At 69.0% G+C, this 18637-nt stretch carries 19 protein-coding genes; 4 read left to right on the top strand and 15 right to left on the bottom strand.

Annotation, left to right across the window (positions count from 1 at the left end; translation table 11 throughout):
- Nucleotides 1-210: 210 nt before the first annotated feature.
- From AC1RLW_RS24360 to AC1RLW_RS24370, 3 genes are all read left to right on the top strand, one after another.
- On the top strand, nt 211-933 hold the full coding sequence (locus tag AC1RLW_RS24360; RefSeq protein ID WP_062481504.1) for a response regulator transcription factor: 723 nt from the start codon (nt 211-213) through the stop codon (nt 931-933).
- An 83-nt stretch (nt 934-1016) separates the two neighbouring features.
- Nucleotides 1017-1445 carry a DUF4019 domain-containing protein gene (locus tag AC1RLW_RS24365; protein ID WP_493195454.1) on the top strand — a complete coding sequence of 143 codons (429 nt, stop codon included), beginning with the start codon at nt 1017-1019 and terminating at the stop codon, nt 1443-1445.
- 28 nt (nt 1446-1473) lie between these two features.
- On the top strand, nt 1474-1947 hold the full coding sequence (locus AC1RLW_RS24370; RefSeq protein ID WP_493195455.1) for an NUDIX hydrolase: 474 nt from the start codon (nt 1474-1476) through the stop codon (nt 1945-1947).
- 7 nt (nt 1948-1954) lie between these two features.
- Here AC1RLW_RS24370 and mnmA read toward each other — a convergent pair whose 3' ends face one another.
- The gene (gene mnmA / locus AC1RLW_RS24375; RefSeq protein WP_493195456.1) at nt 1955-3055 is read right to left on the bottom strand and encodes a tRNA 2-thiouridine(34) synthase MnmA; all 1101 of its coding nucleotides are present in this window, start codon (nt 3053-3055) and stop codon (nt 1955-1957) included.
- Nucleotides 3056-3200: 145 nt separating this feature from the next.
- On the opposite strand from mnmA, the gene AC1RLW_RS24380 reads away from it, so the two are divergent.
- Complete coding sequence (locus AC1RLW_RS24380; RefSeq protein WP_493195457.1) at nt 3201-4919, top strand: long-chain-fatty-acid--CoA ligase; 1719 nt, start codon at nt 3201-3203, stop codon at nt 4917-4919.
- Between the two features lie 9 nt (nt 4920-4928).
- Here AC1RLW_RS24380 and AC1RLW_RS24385 read toward each other — a convergent pair whose 3' ends face one another.
- The 14 genes from AC1RLW_RS24385 to AC1RLW_RS24450 form a co-directional block, all read right to left on the bottom strand.
- On the bottom strand, nt 4929-5918 hold the full coding sequence (locus AC1RLW_RS24385; RefSeq protein WP_307636121.1) for an LLM class flavin-dependent oxidoreductase: 990 nt from the start codon (nt 5916-5918) through the stop codon (nt 4929-4931).
- A 44-nt stretch (nt 5919-5962) separates the two neighbouring features.
- On the bottom strand, nt 5963-7627 hold the full coding sequence (locus tag AC1RLW_RS24390; RefSeq protein ID WP_493195458.1) for an FxLYD domain-containing protein: 1665 nt from the start codon (nt 7625-7627) through the stop codon (nt 5963-5965).
- Between the two features lie 18 nt (nt 7628-7645).
- Nucleotides 7646-8251: a hypothetical protein gene (locus tag AC1RLW_RS24395; protein WP_493195459.1), complete on the bottom strand. Its 606-nt coding sequence runs from the start codon at nt 8249-8251 to the stop codon at nt 7646-7648.
- A 16-nt stretch (nt 8252-8267) separates the two neighbouring features.
- Nucleotides 8268-10064, bottom strand: a complete 1797-nt coding sequence (locus tag AC1RLW_RS24400; protein ID WP_493195460.1) for a VanW family protein — start codon at nt 10062-10064, stop codon at nt 8268-8270.
- The gene (locus tag AC1RLW_RS24405) at nt 10061-10666 is read right to left on the bottom strand and encodes a DUF6891 domain-containing protein (RefSeq protein ID WP_307696902.1); all 606 of its coding nucleotides are present in this window, start codon (nt 10664-10666) and stop codon (nt 10061-10063) included. The genes AC1RLW_RS24400 and AC1RLW_RS24405 overlap by 4 nt, the downstream gene beginning before the upstream one ends.
- Before the next feature lie 300 nt (nt 10667-10966).
- A complete protein-coding gene (locus AC1RLW_RS24410) occupies nt 10967-11347 on the bottom strand; it encodes a hypothetical protein (RefSeq protein ID WP_062480474.1) in 381 nt (126 codons plus the stop codon).
- A gap of 247 nt (nt 11348-11594) precedes the next feature.
- Complete coding sequence (pdxR, locus tag AC1RLW_RS24415; RefSeq protein ID WP_493195461.1) at nt 11595-13079, bottom strand: MocR-like pyridoxine biosynthesis transcription factor PdxR; 1485 nt, start codon at nt 13077-13079, stop codon at nt 11595-11597.
- A 70-nt stretch (nt 13080-13149) separates the two neighbouring features.
- Complete coding sequence (locus AC1RLW_RS24420) at nt 13150-13950, bottom strand: inositol monophosphatase family protein (RefSeq protein WP_218005417.1); 801 nt, start codon at nt 13948-13950, stop codon at nt 13150-13152.
- A 13-nt stretch (nt 13951-13963) separates the two neighbouring features.
- On the bottom strand, nt 13964-14683 hold the full coding sequence (locus AC1RLW_RS24425) for an ABC transporter permease (protein WP_062480468.1): 720 nt from the start codon (nt 14681-14683) through the stop codon (nt 13964-13966).
- A 2-nt stretch (nt 14684-14685) separates the two neighbouring features.
- Complete coding sequence (locus AC1RLW_RS24430) at nt 14686-15378, bottom strand: ABC transporter permease (protein WP_062480466.1); 693 nt, start codon at nt 15376-15378, stop codon at nt 14686-14688.
- A 44-nt stretch (nt 15379-15422) separates the two neighbouring features.
- Nucleotides 15423-16211 carry a transporter substrate-binding domain-containing protein gene (locus AC1RLW_RS24435; RefSeq protein ID WP_095950686.1) on the bottom strand — a complete coding sequence of 263 codons (789 nt, stop codon included), beginning with the start codon at nt 16209-16211 and terminating at the stop codon, nt 15423-15425.
- A 33-nt stretch (nt 16212-16244) separates the two neighbouring features.
- Entirely contained in the window at nt 16245-17033 is a 789-nt protein-coding gene (locus tag AC1RLW_RS24440; RefSeq protein WP_070063414.1) for an ABC transporter ATP-binding protein, read from the bottom strand.
- 33 nt (nt 17034-17066) lie between these two features.
- Nucleotides 17067-17846, bottom strand: coding sequence for an SDR family oxidoreductase (locus AC1RLW_RS24445; RefSeq protein WP_493195462.1), 780 nt, complete (start codon nt 17844-17846; stop codon nt 17067-17069).
- A gap of 14 nt (nt 17847-17860) precedes the next feature.
- A complete protein-coding gene (locus AC1RLW_RS24450) occupies nt 17861-18631 on the bottom strand; it encodes a 2-keto-4-pentenoate hydratase (RefSeq protein WP_493195463.1) in 771 nt (256 codons plus the stop codon).
- Between the last annotated feature and the right edge of the window lie 6 nt (nt 18632-18637).

Raw genomic sequence — 18637 nt, forward strand, 5'->3', positions numbered from 1 at the left:
AGAAGCGCTTGTGGCGCCTTCGCTCGCTCTGGCTCTAGATTGCAATCAACTAACACCAATTGGGTTCAATTAGCAATTGAACCACATACATAAAATCAATTTGCGTGAATTAATAGCAATTCACAGCAATGATTTCAGACGCAGATAGATACACTTCGATTCATATTGCGGACACATAGAGGTCCACACAGGGCGGAACAAGGGAATGGAATGCGCATTGCAGTACTCGACACCGAGCCGGACCAACTCCGGTTGATCAACCAATCCATGGCGAGCCTCGGTCACGAGTGCCACACGTACGCCGCCGGCAAGGCGCTGCTGCACGCCATGCGCCGCGAGACCTTCGACCTGCTGGTGCTCGACTGGCGCCTGCCGGACATGAACGGCCCGGACGTCGTCAAGACGATCCGGCAGGACTACAAGAGCCGCATGCCGATCCTGTTCGTGACCGAGCACCACGACGACAGCGACATGGTCGAAGGCCTCAATGTCGGCGCCGACGACTTCATGGCCAAGCCGCTGCGCCCGATCGAGTTCGAGGCCCGCATCAACGCCCTGCTGCGCCGCGCCTACCCCTCGCGCAACGAGCCCGAAATGGTGTTCGGCCCGTACCACTTCTTTCCGCCCTCGCGCACCATCCGGGTCCACGGCGAGCTGGTCGAGCTGAAGAACCGCGAGTACGAACTCGCGCTCTTCCTGTTCCAGAACCTGGGGCGCCTGCTCTCGCGCGAGCACCTGCACGAGGCGGTCTGGGGGCTGGGGGTCGAGGCGCTGTCGCGCTCGCTCGACACCCACGTGTCGCGCCTGCGCACCAAGCTCGAGTTGCGTCCGTCGAACGGCTTCCTGCTGCTGGCCGTGTACGGTCTGGGCTACCGACTGGAAACCATCGAGGTCGACACGCGGCCCGCCGCTGCAGCTTCCAACGCGCGCTGAGCGCACGCCCCGGCAGGCCAGGCGGGGAACCCCTCCTCCCCGTCGGCCTCCAACTTGTTCCGTCCGAACAAGTGCCCTTCCCCATGCCCCGGCTCCTCCTGGCCGCACTGCTCCTGCTGTGCAGCGGCCTGTTCCCCGCCCTCGCTGAAGACGTCGAGGCCAGCGACATGGTGCGCGGCGGCCTGCAGGCGATCCAGATGATCGACCGGAACGAGGCCGGCGAACTGTGGGACGGCGCCACGCCCGCCACCCGCAAGCGCATCACCCGCACCGACTTCGCCAGCAAGGTGGCCAGGAGCCGCGCCCCGCTCGGCGGACCGCAGCAGCGCACCTGGGTGGCCGTGCACCGGCAGGTCGTGACCGACCCGGACGCCGATGCGGCCGGCCAGTACGTCAGCGTCGAGTACGAGACCCGCTTCGGCAATCAACCCCACCGCACCCTGCGCGAGTTGGTGAGCTTCCGGCTCGACGCCGACCGCATCTGGCGCTTCAGCGGCTATGTCGTGCGATAGCCGAGATGCCGATAGACTCGCGCCCACGATGCCCACACGCTGGAAACCCAATGTCACCGTGGCCGCGGTGATCGAGCAAGACGGCCGCTTCCTGCTTGTCGAAGAGCAGACCGACGACGGCCTGAAGCTCAACAACCCGGCCGGCCACCTCGACCCCGGCGAGTCGCCCGAGGACGGCTGCATCCGCGAGACGCTCGAGGAAACGGCCCACGCCTTCACGCCGACCGCGCTGCTGGGCGTGTACATGGCGCGCTCGGCCGAGCAGCCCGACGTGACCTACATGCGCTTTGCCTTCACCGGCGAACTGGGCGCGCGCGAAGAAGGTCGTGCGCTCGATGAAGGCATCGTGCGCACGCTGTGGATGAGCGTGGACGAGATCCGTGCCAGCGCGGCGCGCCATCGCAGCCCGCTGCTGCTGCGCTGTGTCGAGGACTACCTCGCTGGCAAGCGCCATCCGCTCGCGCTGATCCACACCGAAGACAGCGTGCGGCAGCCCCGCTGAGGCCTGTTCAGACGATGACGCCGCCCCCGAGGCAGCGTTCGCCGTCGTACAGCACGGCCGACTGCCCCGGCGTGACCGCCCATTGCGGCGCGCCGAAGCGCAGGCTGAACGCGCCGTTGGCGCCCTCGCCCAGTTCGCAGGCCGCGTCGGCCTGCCGGTAGCGCGCCTTCGAACCGTAGGCGCCCGCGCCGGGCGCCTCGCCGGCGACCCAGCTCGCATCGTCCGCCTTCAGTTCGGACGACAGCAGCCACGGATGGTCGTGCCCCTGCACCACCCACAGCGTGTTCTTCTCGACGTCTTTGCGCGCCACGAACCAGGGCGAATGGTCGCCCGCGCCGCGCTGTGCCCCCTTCTCCTTCACGCCGCCGATGCCCAGCCCCTGGCGCTGGCCCAGCGTGTAGAAGCTCAGGCCCTGGTGCTCGCCGAGCTTGCGGCCGCGGTCGTCCTTGATCGGGCCCGGCTCCTTGGAGATGTAGCGGTTCAGGAAGTCGCGAAACGGCCGCTCGCCGATGAAGCAGATGCCGGTCGAGTCCTTCTTCTTGGCGTTGGGCAGGCCGATTTCTTCCGCGATGCGGCGCACCTCGGTCTTGTGCAGCTCGCCGACCGGGAACAGCGTCTTCGACAGCTGCGCCTGGTTCAGGCGGTGCAGGAAGTAGCTCTGGTCCTTCGAGTTGTCCAGCCCCTTGAGCAGCTCGTGCCGGCCCGTGGCCTCGTTCAGGCGCACGCGGGCGTAGTGGCCGGTGGCGATCTTCTCGGCGCCCAGCCGCATGGCGTGGTCGAGAAAGGCCTTGAACTTGATCTCGGCGTTGCACAGCACGTCGGGGTTGGGCGTGCGGCCGGCCTTGTATTCGCGCAGGAACTCGGCGAACACGCGGTCCTTGTAGTCGGCGGCGAAGTTGACGTGCTCGATCTCGATGCCCAGCACGTCGGCCACGCTGGCGGCGTCCACGAAGTCGATGTTCGACGAGCAGTATTCGCTGTCGTCGTCGTCTTCCCAGTTCTTCATGAAGATGCCGACCACCTCGTGCCCCTGCTGCTTGAGCAGGTGCGCGGTGACCGCGGAGTCCACCCCGCCGCTCAGCCCGACCACGATCCGTTGTTTTGCCATAAGCCCGCCATTGTCCCAGCCCGGCGACAGGGGCATCCGGCGTGTGGGAAATCGGGAAAACCCGTGTCGCCGGCTTGTCAGCCGCCACTCCACGATGCGAAAGGCCGGCGCTACAGTGCCCCGAAACACAGCGGAGACAACACGCATGGCGACCCCTTCCCTTTCTGGCGACCCCACCCCCTGGACGCGCAACTACCCGCCCGGCATGCGCTGGGACGCCGACCTGCCGGTCAAGCCGGTGCAGCAGATGCTCGACGAAGCGGTCGCGCGCTGGCCCGGCCATTCGGCCGTGGAGTTCATGGGCCAGGTCCTCACCTACGCCCAGCTCGGCGCAGCGGTCGACCGCGCCGCCAAGGGCCTGCAGGACCTGGGCGTGAAGCCGGGCGTGCATGTCGGCCTGTACCTGCCGAACACGCCGCACTACCCGATCGCCTTCTTCGCCGTGCTCAAGGCCGGCGGCACGGTGGTGAACTACTCGCCGCTGGACGCCGAGCGCGTGCTGGCCCACAAGATCGAGGACAGCCGCACCGACATCCTCGTCACGCTCGACCTCGTGAACCTCTACCCGCTGATGGCGCGCCTGCTCGACAGCTCGCGCCTGAAGACGCTGGTGGTCGGCAGCCTCGGCGACTACGGCGCGGCGGGCGACAAGGTGCAGGCGCAGCTGCAGGCCGCCGGCCAGATCGCACCGGTGCCCACCGACGACCGGCACGTGCGCTTCACCGACCTGCTCAAGAGCGAAGGCACGCACCAGACCTACCCGCTGGGCGACCTGGCCGAAGAGATCGTCGTGCTGCAGTACACCGGCGGCACCACCGGCCTGCCCAAGGGCGCGATGCTCACGCACGCCAACCTCACGTCGGCCTCGGCGCAGTACTACGAATCGACGCGCGGCGAGCCGCCGATCCTCGACGAAGGCAAGGAACGCTTCCTGGTCGTGCTGCCGCTGTTCCACATCTTCGCGCTCAGCGCCGCGATGCTGCTGGGCGTGCGCCTGGGCGCGGCGCTGGTGCTGCACACGCGCTTCGATGTCGACGCGGTGATGAACGAGCTCGCGGCCAGCCGGATCAGCGTGTTCCCCGGCGTGCCGACCATGTACACCGCCATCCTTGCGCACCCCAAGGCGAAAGAAATGGACCTGCGCTCGCTGAAGTTCTGCGGCTCGGGCGGCGCGCCGCTGCCGGTGGAGGTGGAGCAGCGCTTCTTCGAACTCACCGGCTGCCACCTCAACGAAGGCTGGGGCATGACCGAGACCTCGCCCGTGGGCACCTTCACGCCCGCGCGCGGCGTGCGCAAGGCCGGCTCGTGCGGCATGCCGCTGCCGCGCGTGCGCATCAAGCTCGTGAGCCTGGACGACCCGACGAAGGACGTGACCGCGTTCGGCGAGCCCGGCGAGCTGTGCGTGCAGGGCCCGAACGTCATGAAGGGCTACTGGAACAACCCGAAGGCCACCGCCGAGTCGATGACCGCCGACGGCTACTTCCGCAGCGGCGACGTCGCGAAGATGGACGCCGACGGCTACCTGTACATCGTCGACCGCACCAAGGACATGCTGCTGTGCGGCGGCTACAACGTGTACCCGCGCGTGCTCGAGGAGGCGGTGTACGAACACCCGTCGGTGGCCGAGGTCTGCGTGATCGGCGTGCCGGACGAGTACCGGGGCCAGTCGCCGAAGGCCTTCGTGAAACTGAAGGACGGCGCGGACGACCTCACGCTCGACGCGCTCAAGGCCTTCCTGAAGAACCGCCTGGGCAAGCACGAGATGATCGGCGCGCTCGAGATCCGCGCCGAGCTGCCCAAGACCGCCGTGGGCAAGCTCTCGAAGAAAGACCTCGTGGACGAGGAAGCCCGCAAGCGGGCCTAGGACAGCGTCTTACTTCTTCTGGCCGAACGCTTCGGCCAGCAGCTCGTAGGAGCGCAACCGGGCTGCGTGGTCGAACACCTGCGAGGTGATCATGAGTTCGTCGGCGCCGGTGCGCGCCACGAACGCTTCCACGCCCTGCTTCACGGTCTCGACCGAGCCCACCGCCGAGCACGACAGCACCGAGTCGAGCAGCGCGTTCTCGGCCGGGCCGACCTTCTGGCGGTAGTTCTCCACCGGCGGCGGCAGGCGCCCCGGGCGGCCGCTGCGCAGGTTCACGAAGGCCTGCTGCCACGAGGTGGCGCGGAACTCGGCCTCGGCGTCGGTGTCGGCCGCGAACACGTTGAAGCCCAGCATCACGTACGGTTTCTGCAGCTGCGCCGAGGGCTTGAAGGTCTCGCGGTAGATCTGGATGGCCTGCATGATCTGCTGCGGCGCGAAGTGCGAGGCAAAGGCATACGGCAGCCCCAGGTGCGCCGCCAGCTGCGCGCCGAAGGTGCTCGAGCCCAGGATCCACACCGGCACCTCGAGCCCCGCACCGGGCACGGCGCGCACGGCCTGCTGCGGGTTCTTCGACATGAAGTCCATGAGCTCCATCACGTCCTGCGGGAACTGGTCGGCGTCCGACTCCAGGTTGCGCCGTAGGGCGCGCGCGGTGCGCTGGTCGGAGCCGGGCGCGCGGCCCAGGCCCAGGTCGACGCGCCCCGGGTACAGCGACTCCAGCGTGCCGAACTGCTCGGCGATCACCAGCGGCGAGTGGTTGGGCAGCATCACGCCGCCGGCGCCGATGCGGATGGTGGAGGTGCCCGCGCCCACGTGCGACAGCAGCACGGCCGTGGCCGCGCTCGCGATGCCCGGCATGCCGTGGTGCTCGGCCAGCCAGTAGCGCGTGTAGCCCAGCTTCTCGCCGTGCTGCGCCAGCGACAGCGAGTTGCGGAACGACTGCGCGGCATCGCTGCCTTCGGTGATCGGGGAAAGGTCGAGGATCGAAAGCGGAATCATGGCGCGATCATGGCGCGAACCGCCCGATGCCGTCGCGCGCGGGGCTATTCGGTTTGGTATAGCGTCGCGACGCTCGCGAAATCGCGCCCGTGCTGCGTCACGTGGACCTGGAAGGGCACGCTCTCGCCCGGCGCAATGGCCGGCAGGTTCTCGATCAGCTTGAAGCCGGTCAGCTGGTCGTTGCGGTCGCGCAGGCTCACCCACAGGCGCACCTTGGCCGCGATGGCCGTGCCGGGGTTCTTCACCGTGCCCGTGACCTCCACGCTCTTGTAGGTGAAGCGCTGGCTGAAGTTGAGCAGCACGCTGCCGGTGCCTGCCTGCGTGCCCGTCACCTGCACCTCCAGCGGCTTGCGCGGGCCGGGCAATGCGGCGCGGCGCATCGGCTTCCACTCGACGCGGGTCTGCGTGATGCGGTCCACGGCCTTGGGCTCCAGCAGGATCGGAAAGCGCTCGCCCGGGTACAGGGAGGCCAGCGCATCGAGGCGCGTGGTGCCGTCGGCCGTGCTGCCGCCGAAGCGCGAGATCACGGCGCCGGGCGCGATGGCGATGGCGTCGGTGCTGCGGTTCACCAGCTCGGTCATGAACAGCGGCCGCTGGATCGTGCTGCGCCCCGCCACCAGTGGCAGCAGTTCGAGCTGCCGCGGGTCGAAGCGCTCGCTGTCGTCGGCCAGCAGGTCTTCGGTGCCCAGCCGCAGGTCGGGGTGGAAGGCCTCCGGCGCGCCGGCCGTGCGGATCACGCGGTCGGCGCTCAGCACCGTCGTGCGCGCGCCCGAGGGCGTGACGGTGCGGTAGCCGATGCGGTAGTCCCACGCCGCGATGGCGGCGCCGCGGCCGAAGCGGCTGAGATCGACATCGATCGCCGTGCGTGCGCCGGGCGCCAGCTCGGACCCCGGCGCATGGCCGCGCCCGACGCCGATCACCTGGCCCGCGTCGTCGTACAGCGTGACCAGCGCCTCGATGCTGCCGAACGCCGGCGCACCCGCGGCGCCCGCATGCACGAGGCGCCCGACCAGGCGCACGCGCTCGCCCTGCTGCACCAGCCGCACGCGCGAGAACGCCAGGCGCGGCCCTTCGGCAGCGCTGCGGGGTTCGGACAGCTTCTCGACCGTCACGTCCTGCCGCGTGACGTTCTGGCCCAAGGGCAGGTCGACCAGCACGGGCGCGGACTCGCCGGGCATCAGCACATCGATCGGCAGGGATTCGTTGCGCTCGTTCAGCCGCGTGTCGCCGTCGTGGAACACCACCTTCAGGCCGGGCCGCTCGAGCGGCCGGCCGGTCTCGTTGCGCGCCAGCACCAGCAGCTTCGGCCGCTCGCCGACCAGCACCTGGCGCGGCTCGGAGAGCTTCAGGCCGTCGGTCGCGATGGTGCGATCGACGATCGCGCGCGCCACCGAAGGCGTATCGCTGCGCTTGCCGGAGCCGAACAGCAGCATCGCGACCTGGACGGCCACTGCCACGCCGAGAAAGCCGATCACGACGAAGCCGACCGTGCGCAGCATCTGCTTCTGGCGCAGCGCCTGTTCAGCGGCGATCTGCTGGCCGGCGTGGTGCTTGACCTGCTGAAGCACGCGCTCCAGGCGGTCGGACACGTCGTCTTCCACCAGCGACATCGAGCCGCAGTGCGAACAGGTGTATTCGTTCAGGCCGGTGCGGCGCAGTGCGCTGCTGCCGCACTCGCCGCATTTGAGGGTCTGCAGGTCGATGCTCATGTGTTTTTCTTTTTTCCCTTACCAGCCGAACACGTCGACGATGCCTTCGGCCGCCGCGGCACTGCCCAGCAGCGGCACGAGGCGCTCGACCAGGCGCGCGCGGTGCACCGGGTCGACCTCGCAGTCGTCCTCGTCGGTGAAGATGGCGTCGCCCGCTTCGTCCCACACCTGGCCGATGGTGCCCAGGCAGGCGGCCATCTCGAAGATGTCGGCGAAAAGCGGTTCGTCTTCCTCCCAGGCGCCCGTGCCGTGCATCGCGAACTGGATCGCGCCGGTGCGCAGGTCCAAGATGAACGGATCGGCGCCCTGGTCGGCCACCACCAGCCAATGGTCGGGCCAGTCGGCGATGCGCTCGCCGGTGATGCCGTGCCAGCGGTAGCCCGCCTGCAACTGCCACAGGCGCGAGAGCGCGGGAATGCTGAACGGGTTGCCGGTGGTCGGCACCGTGAGGCCCGCGTAGCCCACGCGCTCGTTGACCCACTCGCCGAGCGGGCCGACCTGTTCGTAGAAGGTGGCGAGGGCGGCGGGCAGCGCCAGCTCGCCGTGCCAGTGCTCGGCGGCGGATTGCGGCGCCAGCGCGCCATGGGAAGCCAGGGCCGCGCGGGCCTGTTCGATCGATGCCACGGGGGTTGTTCTCCGTTCAGGTCAGGCGGGCGGCCTGCTGCAATGCGGTGCGCAGTGCGTCGATGTCGCCGGGTGCGACCTCGTGCACGCCCGGCACGCCGGCCAGGCCGCAGGCCGTCGATGCCACCACGGGCACGCCGGCCGCCACGGCGCGCAGCAATGCGCGCGGGGCGTGCTCGACGTGCGCGGGCAGCACGACGACGCTCGCACCGGCCAGCCAGTCGCCTTGCCAGTTCATGTGTTCAATGGGTTCGATGCCCCGCCAGAGCCGCGCGTCGTCCGATGGCGCGCCCAGCACGCGCAGGCGGCACGGCCAGCCTTGCAGCGCGGCAGCAAGTTCACGCGCGCCCTTGCGCGCCAGCGCGCTGGCGGCGAACACGACGAGCGGCGGTTCTTCGCGCTTGCCGTGCGTGGCCTTCACCTGCGGCAGCGCCCAGTCGATCCGCTGCAGCGTGGCCTGCGGCGTGTACTGCGCCATGGCCTGCGCCACCGCGGCATGCGGCGTGACGACGACTGCCGCGCGCGCGAGCGCCAGCGCTTCATCGCGCACCAGCGAGGCACCGGCGCGGAAGTCGCGCAAGGTAGCGTCGCCGGGCCAGCGCTGCGAGGCGGCATCGAGCTTCTTTTCAATGTCGACCATCGGCAAGGCACTGGCCAGCACGGTGATGCGGCGCCCGTCGAGCACGCCGAGGCGCTGCAGGTGCGGCAGCAGCGACTGCTCGACCACCAGGTGCGTGTGCGCAGGCGCCAGCCGCGCGGCAAAGGCCTGCGCGAGCCAGCGCTGGCCGTCGATCAAGCTGGCCTGGCGCCGGCCTGCCTGCCGCGCCCAGAGCCGCTGCCACACGGCGCGGCGCAGGCTCGCGGCCCACGCGGTGGTCACCGCTGCGTTCGTCGCAGGCTCGCGATGCCAGCCGGCAGCAGGCACGCGCCAGAACGCAAGCCGCAGCGGCACGGGCTGCATGCGCTGCGCCTGCGGATGCGCCTCGCGCAGGTGGCGTGCGAACTCCGGCGTCCAGCCATCGACGAGCACGGCGGTGCGCCCTTCGGCGCCGACATCGACCGGCGGACGGTGGCGAAAGCACGCCGTCTGGTCGCAGCTCAGGCAGCCGCGCGCCAGCGGCAGCGCGGTGGGCGCGTCGTCGTTCGTGCGCCGCAGCGTGACGGGCTCGGCCGGCACCGCCCGCGGCGTGCGCGCGCGGATGCGCACCACGAGCTCGGTGTCGGTCAATGCCACTTCGAGCCGCCAGGCGTGCCGGGCGCGCAGCTTCACGTCGACGTAGTTCCAGAACACCGTCGCATCGACGGCGTCGCCGTCCGGCGCGCCGGCCTGCTCGATGCGCGCCGTGTGGCCGTGGCGCTCGACCAGCTCGAAGCCCGCGCGCACGGCCACGGTGGCCAGTGCGTTCGACAGCTGGCACAGCCCGCCGGCCAGCGTCGGCACCACGCAGCCGCCGCGCACCTCGCGCCCGACCACGAAGCCGCGCCCGGCGCCCGGTCGCCCCAGCTGGCGCCAGAAGCTCAGCACCTCGCCGGCCGGCACCTCGATGGCGTCGAAGGCCGGCCGCGCCACGCGCAGGTTGTGCACCTTGCCGGCGACCAGCGGGAATTCATCGGCCCGGCCGTCGGACCACAAGGGGGTTCGGTGCTGCGCGAGCACGGGCGCGTCGGCCAGTGCGTGTTGGCCTGTGGGCCAGCGCCGGGCCGAGGGCCGCAGGGTTTCGCGCAGGGCGTGGGCCGTGGCGAGCAGCCGCGAGCGCAGCCAGAAGTCGATCGCGTCGATGCGGCGCGGCGGCTGCCAGGCCTGCGCACTCACGCGGCGGGGCCTCGCTTGCGCCATTGGCCGAGGTCGGCTTCGATGCGCTCGTTGATGTTGCCGCTCCATTGCGCGCCGAAGCCGGCGTCGCGCAGCAGCTCGACGATGCGGCGGCCGACCACGACGGTGTTGGCTTCGCGCTGCGCGATCTCGGGGATCATGCCGCCGCTGAAGGCGAGGTACAGGCGGCCGTTGCGCACGGCGCCGTCCAGGTCCTGTGCGTGATAGAAGCAGCAGCCGCGGATGCCGGACTCGAGCCGGCCCGCCGCACGCCACTGCTCGCGCACGTCGTCGTGCCCGTCGGACAGCGTGTTGCCGGCGCGGTGCAGGGCGATGATCTTTTCGCTGCGCAGCTGCGCGAACACGGCCTCGAGCCGGTCGTACTCGGTCTGCGCGGGCCACTGCGCCTCGGCGGCGCGCTTGGCGGCGCAGGCGCGCGTGGTTTCGGCCTTGATCCAGGCGCGGTCCTCGGGCGTGAGCTCATCCGGATCGAGGTACTCGTCGGTGATCATCCAGCCGATGTCGGCATCGGCATGGAAGCCGCTCCACACCAGGTCGTGGATGCGTCCGCGCGTGTCTTCGGGGTCGAGAGTGAGGGCCATGCGTAGTGGGTCGTCGCTTGGTTGGCGACGGATCGTGCTTTCATTTTTCGCGGTCGGAACGACGCTCGATTCTCGCGTGTCCGCACCACGGCGATGCGTTAATGCGAAAGCATGCGCTCTGGCGGCCATCCCTCCCGCGCCCAAATCATGAGGGATGCGCAAGGCCAAGGCAATGTGACTTTCGGCCAAGAATTCACGGTCATGGCCCATGAAAAAAGCCGGCCCTGCGTTGGCAGGGCCGGCTTTCATGAAGACCTGGAACGCTCGCCGATCCCGTCGGCGAAGCGTTCGGACTGTTGCTTACAGCGGCAGTGCGTCGCCGTGGGCGGCAGCGCGGGCTGCGGCGCGAACCGCAGCGCGGTCGACGGTGCTGGCGACGATCGGGGCCACGCCCGACGAAGCGCCTTCGGCGTACGGGTCGGCGCTGTGTGCGGCGGCGACAGCGTCGGCACGCACGGCGGCGCGGCTGGCGGTCGACACGATCACTTGTGCGGGGCCTGCATTGGCGCCGGTGGCGTAGGGGTTGGCGCTGTGCGCGGCCACGACGGCTTGGGCGGCGACATCGGCGCGGCTGGCGGCCGAGGTCAGTTGATGCACGCCTTCATAGCTTTCGGCATGGGCGGCGCCGGCAACGGCCATCAGGGCAACAGCAACGGCGGAGAGGATCTTCGAGGCGGTCATTTGGATTTCTTCCTTCTTCAATTCAGTTCAAGTTCTTGCTTCGGATGTCGAACCGGTCTTGGGTGGGTCACCGCCCCTCTGTTCTTTTTCGGAGGGCGGCCACCTCGCTCGGGGCCCTGTTCACCCAGATCAGCTTTGAGGGCTGGTCCGTGAGATGAATTGTGCGCCTCGATCTAGGTAAAAACCCGTAGCAAAACGAACCGCGGTGTTCACGGATTCGAAACAATTGAGGGGAAGCGGGTGGCCGTCAGGCGTTCGCGACCGCACTGCCAAAGAGCGCCAACGCCGGGGCGATCCGCTCGGCGGGCGTGTTGCCGAAGCCGAAGACGAAGCCCGTGCGGACCTGCTCGCTCAGGCAATAGGCGGAGATCGCGGGCACATCGATGCGGTGCGCCAGCAGCGCCTGGGAGACCGCCGCATCGTCGATCGGCGTGCGCGAGATGGCCGACAGGTGCAGCCCCGAGCCGGTGGTCGACAGCTCGAAATCGCGCCCCACCAGCGTCCTGAAGCAGTGCTCCATGAGCTGCGCGCGTTCGCGATAGCGCACGCCCATGCGCCGGATGTGGGCCGCCAACTGCCCGCTCGCCATGAAGTCGGCCACCACGCCCTGGGTCGGCATGGAGGCCTTGAACGAGAAGATCTGCGTGGCGCAGGCAAAAGCGTCCGCCAGGTCGGGCGGGACCACCAGGTAGGCCAGGTTGAGCGCGGGCGAGATGGAACGGTTGAAGTTCCCGATGTAGATGACCCGCCCCCCATGGTCCAGCGCCGCCAGCGGAGGCAGCGGCCTGCCGCGGAAATGGAAGGCGTTGTTGAAGTCGTACTCGATCACCCAGGCATTGCGCTCGTGCGCCCACTGCAGGAGCGAGAGGCGCCGCTCCAGGGGCATCGTGCTGCCGAAGGGGAACTGGTTGGTGGGTGACGCCACGATCAGCCGCGCGTCGGGCGCATGGCTGTCGAACCGGCTGCTGTCCAGGCCTTGCAGGTCGATGGGCACCGGCACCAGGTCCGCGCCGAAGCCCATCAAGGCGGCAAGCCGCGTGATGTAGCCCGGGTCTTCCACGATGATGCGATCGCCGTGGTCGGTCAGCACCTGGCCTGCCAGCACGAAGCCCTGCGTCGTGCCGTCGACCACGAGCACCTGGTCCGGCAGGCAGGAAATGCCGTGTGCCTCGCCCACATAGTCCGCGATCTGCTGGCGCAGTTCGGGCAGCCCCATCGGCGAGCCGTAGCCCAGCTCCGCAGCCGGCGCCGAGCGCCAGTACTGCGACGAGACCTTGGCGAACTGCTCGAACGGCAGCTGGTCGAGCGCGGGCACGGTCGGGCTGAGGTCGAACGTGGCATTGCGCTCGGGCGGCAGCGCCAGCTCGGACATTGCCTGCGCGCGCCGCGAGATGTGCCGGGGCGCCGGCGCGGCGACAGGTGCGTTCGACGGTGCCCCGGCCGGCGCGCTGCACTCCTCGGGCAGCACGGCGGCAATGTAGGTGCCCGCCCCGACGCGGCCGCTGACATAGCCCTCGGCCAGCAGCCGTTCGTAGACCAGGACCACGGTGTTGCGCGACACGCCGAGTTCCGCGGCCAGCTGGCGGGTGGGCGGCAGCCGCGAGTTCTTGGAGATCCGGCCCTGCACGATGGCCTGGCGGATCTGCTCGAACACCTGGACGTGCAGCGGATCGGACCCGCTGCGGTCCAGCGAGAGCGAACTCCAGGTCGGGTAGTTGAAGTGCCGCGGCATACGAGATCTCCATGCCGCCCGTGCCGGACAGGCTGCGGCGGCCTTCGAATATACGGCCCGGTCGCCCGCGCTAGGCGCCCGCAAGCATGCGCAGGACCTCCTCGTGGCGGCGGGGGTTGCCCGACGCGACCAGCCGGTTGCCGGAATGGATCGTGAGCGGACGCCCCTCCCAATCGGTGATGACGCCGCCGGCGCCTTCGATCACCGGCACCAGCGCGCAGTAGTCGACCTCGCGGTGGCGGCCGCAATCGATGCCGATGTCGATCGTTCCGTTGGCGATACAGCCGTACGCATAGCAGCTCGATCCGTACACGCACCATTTGGCGGCGCTGCGCAGCGTCTCGAACGCCTCGCGCTCGCGCGGCCCGAAGGGCTCCGGGTTGCTGCACGACACCAGCGCGTCGGCCAGCGACGGGCACTCGCGGCTGCGGATGCGCTGGCCATTGAAGGTGGACGGCTGGCCCTGCGCCCCGGCCCATCGGTCGTTGGTGATCGGATGGTCGATCACGCCGATGATCGGCGTGCCGTGGCGCGCCAGCGAAATCAGCGTCCCGTAGATGGGAATGCCCGTGATGAAGGCCTTGGTGCCGTCGATCGGGTCGAGCACCCAGACGTACTCGGCATCGAGGTCCTGGCCCTCGAACTCCTCACCGAGGATGCCGTGCGAGGGATAGCGGTGGCGGATCAGCGTGCGCAGCGTCTGCTCGACATGCTTGTCCACGACGGTGACGGGGCTGTCGTCCTCCTTGGACTCGAAGCCCCTGCGGCTGTACAGGTTCTCGCGCAGGATGGCGCCGCTGGCGTCGGCCAGGCCATGGGCGAAGGCGAGGAATTCGGCCATGGCCGACTCGGGAACGGAAGAAGTGGACACGCGGTCTCCTGGATCAAGTGGGCATGGGCCCGGTGCCGTGCTGCGCCGGCAAGTGGCGAAGATGGCGAGACATGCGGTGCTCCAGCCGCCGCACCAGGTGGTTGGCGGCGAACGCGAAGGCAAGGTAGATCAACCCGGCCGCAATGAAGATCTCGTAGGGGGCGAAGGTGCGCGCCACCAGGGTGTTGGCCACGCCCGTCAGCTCCGAGAGCGTGATGGCGCTGGCCAGCGACGTGCGCTTGATCGTCTTGATCACCTCGTTGCCGTAGGCCGGCAGCGCCAGCAGCATCGCCCGCGGAAGGATGACGTGGCGGTACAGCGCACCGAAGGACAGTCCGAAAGCCTGCCCGGCCTCGACCTCCCCGTGCGGCACCGCCTGGATCGCCCCGCGGAAGATGTGCACGGCGTAGGCCGTCGTGTTCAGCACGAAGGTGATGACGGCGCACCAATAGGGCTTGCGCAGGTAGGGCCAGGCCCAGCTGTCGCGCACCGCATCGATCTGGGCAATGCCGTAGTACACGATGAAGATCTGCACCAGCAGCGGCGTTCCCCGGAAGACCTGCGAGAACACCTCGACGGGCCAGCGCAGCCACCAGGCCTTCTGGACGCGCACGATGGCCAGCGGCACGGCCAGCAGCGTCGCGAGCACCATCGTGATCGCGAAGAGTTCCAGCGTGAGCAGCGCGCCCTGCCAGAGCACCGGAAGGCTCTCGACAATGAGTTCGACATCCATGGTCAGGCCGTCCTTTCACCACGGGCGCCGCGGCGCTCGAGCTGATGCAGCACGAGCGAACTCAGCACGGTCAGCGTGAGGTAGATGGCGCCGGCACTGAGGTAGAAGAACAGGGCGCGGCGCGTGTCGCTGGTGGCCAGTTCGGAGGCCTTCATCAGCTCGCTCAGCCCCACGATGGAGATCAGCGAGGTGTCCTTGAGCGTCGAGATCCAGATGTTGCCCAGGCCCGGCAGCGCCAGCCGCAGCATCTGCGGGCACTGGATCACGAAGAAGATCTGCAGGGTGCCCATGCCCACGGCCATGCCGGCCTCCACCTGCCCGCGGGGAATGGCCGTGAGCGCGCCGCGGAACACCTCCGAGGCGTAGCCGCCGAAGATCAGTGCCAGTGCAAACACACCCGCCGGATACGGCGGGATCTCGACCATGCCCGCGTCGGGCCTGACCAGCGCGAGCAGCCGGCTCAAGACCACCGTGCTGCCGAAGTACACCATCAGGATCAGCAGCAGTTGCGGGATGCCCCGTATCGCCGTGATGTAGGCCTCGGCCAGCCAGCGCACCGCCTTGAAGCGGGACAGGCACGCCGCCGCGCCCAGAAGCCCCAGCGCGATGCCGAACACCGACGACACCAGCGCCACCTCCACGGTCGTCCAGGCGCCCTGCGCGATGGTCGGCCCCCAGCCGTTGAACATGTCCATGGTGTCGTCAGAAATCGATGAGCGGATTCGGCGGCACGACGGCGTCAGTGCCAGACTGCAGGCAGCACACTGAAGCTCCAGTACTTCTGGTTGATCGCCTTGAAGGTCCCGTCGGCAAACATGCCCTTGAGCGCCGCGTTGATCTCGTCGCGCAGCGCCGTGGCCCCCTTGGGCAAGCCGACGGCCACGCCTTCGCCCAGGTACTTGGGCGCCTCGATCTCGGGGCTGACGAACTCGTAGTTGCGCCCTTCCGGCTTCTCCAGGAAGTCGGTGCGAACCTTCATGGGGCTCACGAGCATGAGGTCGATGCGGCCGGCCACGAGGTCCAGCAGCATGTTCTCGGCCGAGTCGTAGCGCGTGATCTCGACGCCGGAGAACTCGCCCGCAAGGTAGCTGTCGTTCGTGGTGGCCCGCTGCACGCCCACCACCTTGCCCTTGAGCGCGCCGGCGTTGGGCGTGTTGTCGGGCTTCATCGGGAGCAGCCCCCCGTTCTTGCGGCCCACGAAGCGCGCCGTCGAGGCCCGGTAGGGAACGGAGAAGTCGATGCTCTTCTTGCGCGTCTCGGTGATCGACAGGCTCGAGGCGACGATGTCGATCTTCCTGGAAAGCAGCGCGGGAATCAGCCCGTCGAACCCCAGGCAGACGAACTGCACGTTGGCGTTCATCCGCCGCCCGATCTCGCGGGCGATGTCGATCTCGAAACCCTTCAGCTCGCCCGACGCATCGCGGTAGTTGAAGGGCGGATAGGTGCACTGCACCCCGGCCTTGATCTCGCGGCCCATGGCGGCGACGGAGCACGCGGCCAGCAGGCCTGCGAACAACCATTTCTTCATTTCGTCTCCAGTTCTTGGTTCGTGATGTCGTGGCTACAGAACGCTGTCGAGGAACTTGCGGCAACGCTCGCTGCGCGGGTTGCCGAACACGTCGGCCGGGGCCCCGCGTTCCTCGATCTTTCCCTTGTGCAGGAAGGCGACCTCGGTCGAGACCTCGCGTGCGAACGCCATCTCGTGGGTGACCATCACCATGGTGCGCCCCTCCTCGGCCAGCAGGCGGATCACCTTCAGCACCTCGCCCACGAGCTCGGGGTCGAGCGCCGACGTGGGCTCGTCGAACAGCAGCAGCTTGGGCTCCATGGCCAGCGCGCGGGCGATGGCGCAGCGCTGCTGCTGGCCGCCCGAGATGTGGGCCGGGTAGTGCCGCAGCCGGTCGCCGAGCCCGACCTTCGCCAGCAGTGCTTCGGCCCGTTCCGTCGCTTCGCGGCGCGACAGCCCCAGCACCTTCATGGGCGGCATGGCCACGTTCTCCAGCACGGTCATGTGGCTCCACAGGTTGAAGTTCTGGAACACCATGCCGATGCCCGCGCGCAACCGGTTCACCTGGCTCTTGCTGGCAGGGCTCGCCTGCCCTGCCGACGAACGGCGCATGCGGATCTCTTCGCCATCGATGGCGACGGTGCCGGCGTCGGGCACTTCGAGCAGGTTGAGGCAGCGCAGGAAGGTGCTCTTGCCCGAGCCGCTGGCGCCGATCAGCGTGACCACGTCGTGCTCGTGGGCGCACAGGTCGATGCCGCGCAGCACGTCCAGCGCGCCGAAGCGTTTCTCGATGCCGGTGGCAGACACGATCTGCCTGCCCTGTTGTCGTTGGGGGTCGCTCAAGTGAGTTCCTTTTGAACGGTGCTGGCGCTTCGCCTAGAAGGTCCCGGGATAGGCCCCGCCGTCGAGCAGCAGATTCTGTGCGTTGATGTAGCCGGCATGGGCGCTGCACAGGAAGGCGCAGGCACGGCCGAACTCCACCGGATCGCCGAAGCGCGCGGCCGGGCTGCGGCCCTGCCATTCGGTCTGCTCCGCCTCGAACGAGCGCCCCGACCCGGCCGCGGCAGCCTCCACCGTGGCGCGCAGGCGGTCGGTGGCGAACGAACCGGGCAACAGGTTGTTGATGGTGACGTTGCGATGCGCCGTGCGCCGCGCCAGGCCCGCCACGAAACCGGTGAGCCCGCTGCGCGCGCCGTTGGACAGGCCCAGGATGTCGATGGGCGCCTTCACCGAGGACGAGGTGATGTTGACGATGCGGCCGAAGCCGCGATCCATCATGCCGTCCACCGTCGCCTTGATCAGCTCGATAGGTGTCAGCATGTTGGCGTTGAGCGCCACCATCCAGTCGTCGCACGTCCATTGACGGAAGTCGCCCGGCTTGGGCCCCGCGGCATTGGTCACCAGGATGTCCGGCGCGGGGCAGGCCTCGAGGACGAGCGCCCGCCCCTGCACCGTCGTGACGTCGGCGGCCACCGTGCGCACGTGCACGCCGGTGGCCTCGCGGATGTCGTTGGCGGTGGCCTCGAGCGCCTGCGCACCGCGCGCCACGATGGTGAGCGATGCGCCGTCTTCCGCCAGCGCGAACGCGCATGCCCGGCCCAGCCCCTTGCTCGCGGCGCAGACCAGCGCCGTCTTGCCCTTGATACCCAGATCCATGGCGACCTCTTGCCTCAGATGAAGTTCGCGGCGACCGTGCCGAAGCGGTCGAACGAGGAATGCACCCGCATGCCCTGCGAGGCGCGGTACTGCCGTGTGAAGGAGCCGGACATCACCTGCATCCCCGCCTCGAGGGCCAGGCCGAATTCGGCCAGCTTGTTCGCCAGCCACAGCACCGAGAGCAGCCCGCCGCCCTGCATGACCGCCGAGCCGGAGGCCGTCTCGCTGACGGCGCCATCGACCTGCACCGTCACGTTGGCGCCGGCGAGGTCGCGGTTGTCTGCCGTCAGCGGCACGGCCGCCCCCGTCACATAGGCCTTTTGCTGCGCGTTGTCCGCCATGGCCAGCGCCAGGTTGCCGGCAAACGGACCGCGGACCTCCACGATCTCCAGGGCCGGCGCCGCGTGCGTCACGGCGGCAGCGACCTCCTCCAGGCTCACGCCGGGTCCGCGCAGCGTCTTGCCGATGGTCAGGCACAGCTCGTTCTCGAAGCCCGGCGCGATCAGCTCGGAAAAGCGATAGGCCTGGCCGCTCGCATGCCGGCCGCTTTCCAGCAGATAGCCGAAGCAGGGCTCGTGCACCTGCTGCTGCACGCGCATGGCCTCGGCGGTGAGGCCGACCTTCCAGCCCGTCTGCCGCTCGCCCCTGGCCAGGCGCTTGTGCAACAGGGCCAGCTGCACTTCGTAGCCCTGCTGCAGGGAGAACTTCCCGGCCCATTCCGACGGCATGTGGCGTCCGTCCTCCATGGCTTGCCAAAGGGCGCTCGCAATGTCTTGGGTGTTCATCGCATC

The sequence above is a fragment of the Variovorax sp. GW822-FHT04A09 genome (assembly GCF_058801005.1).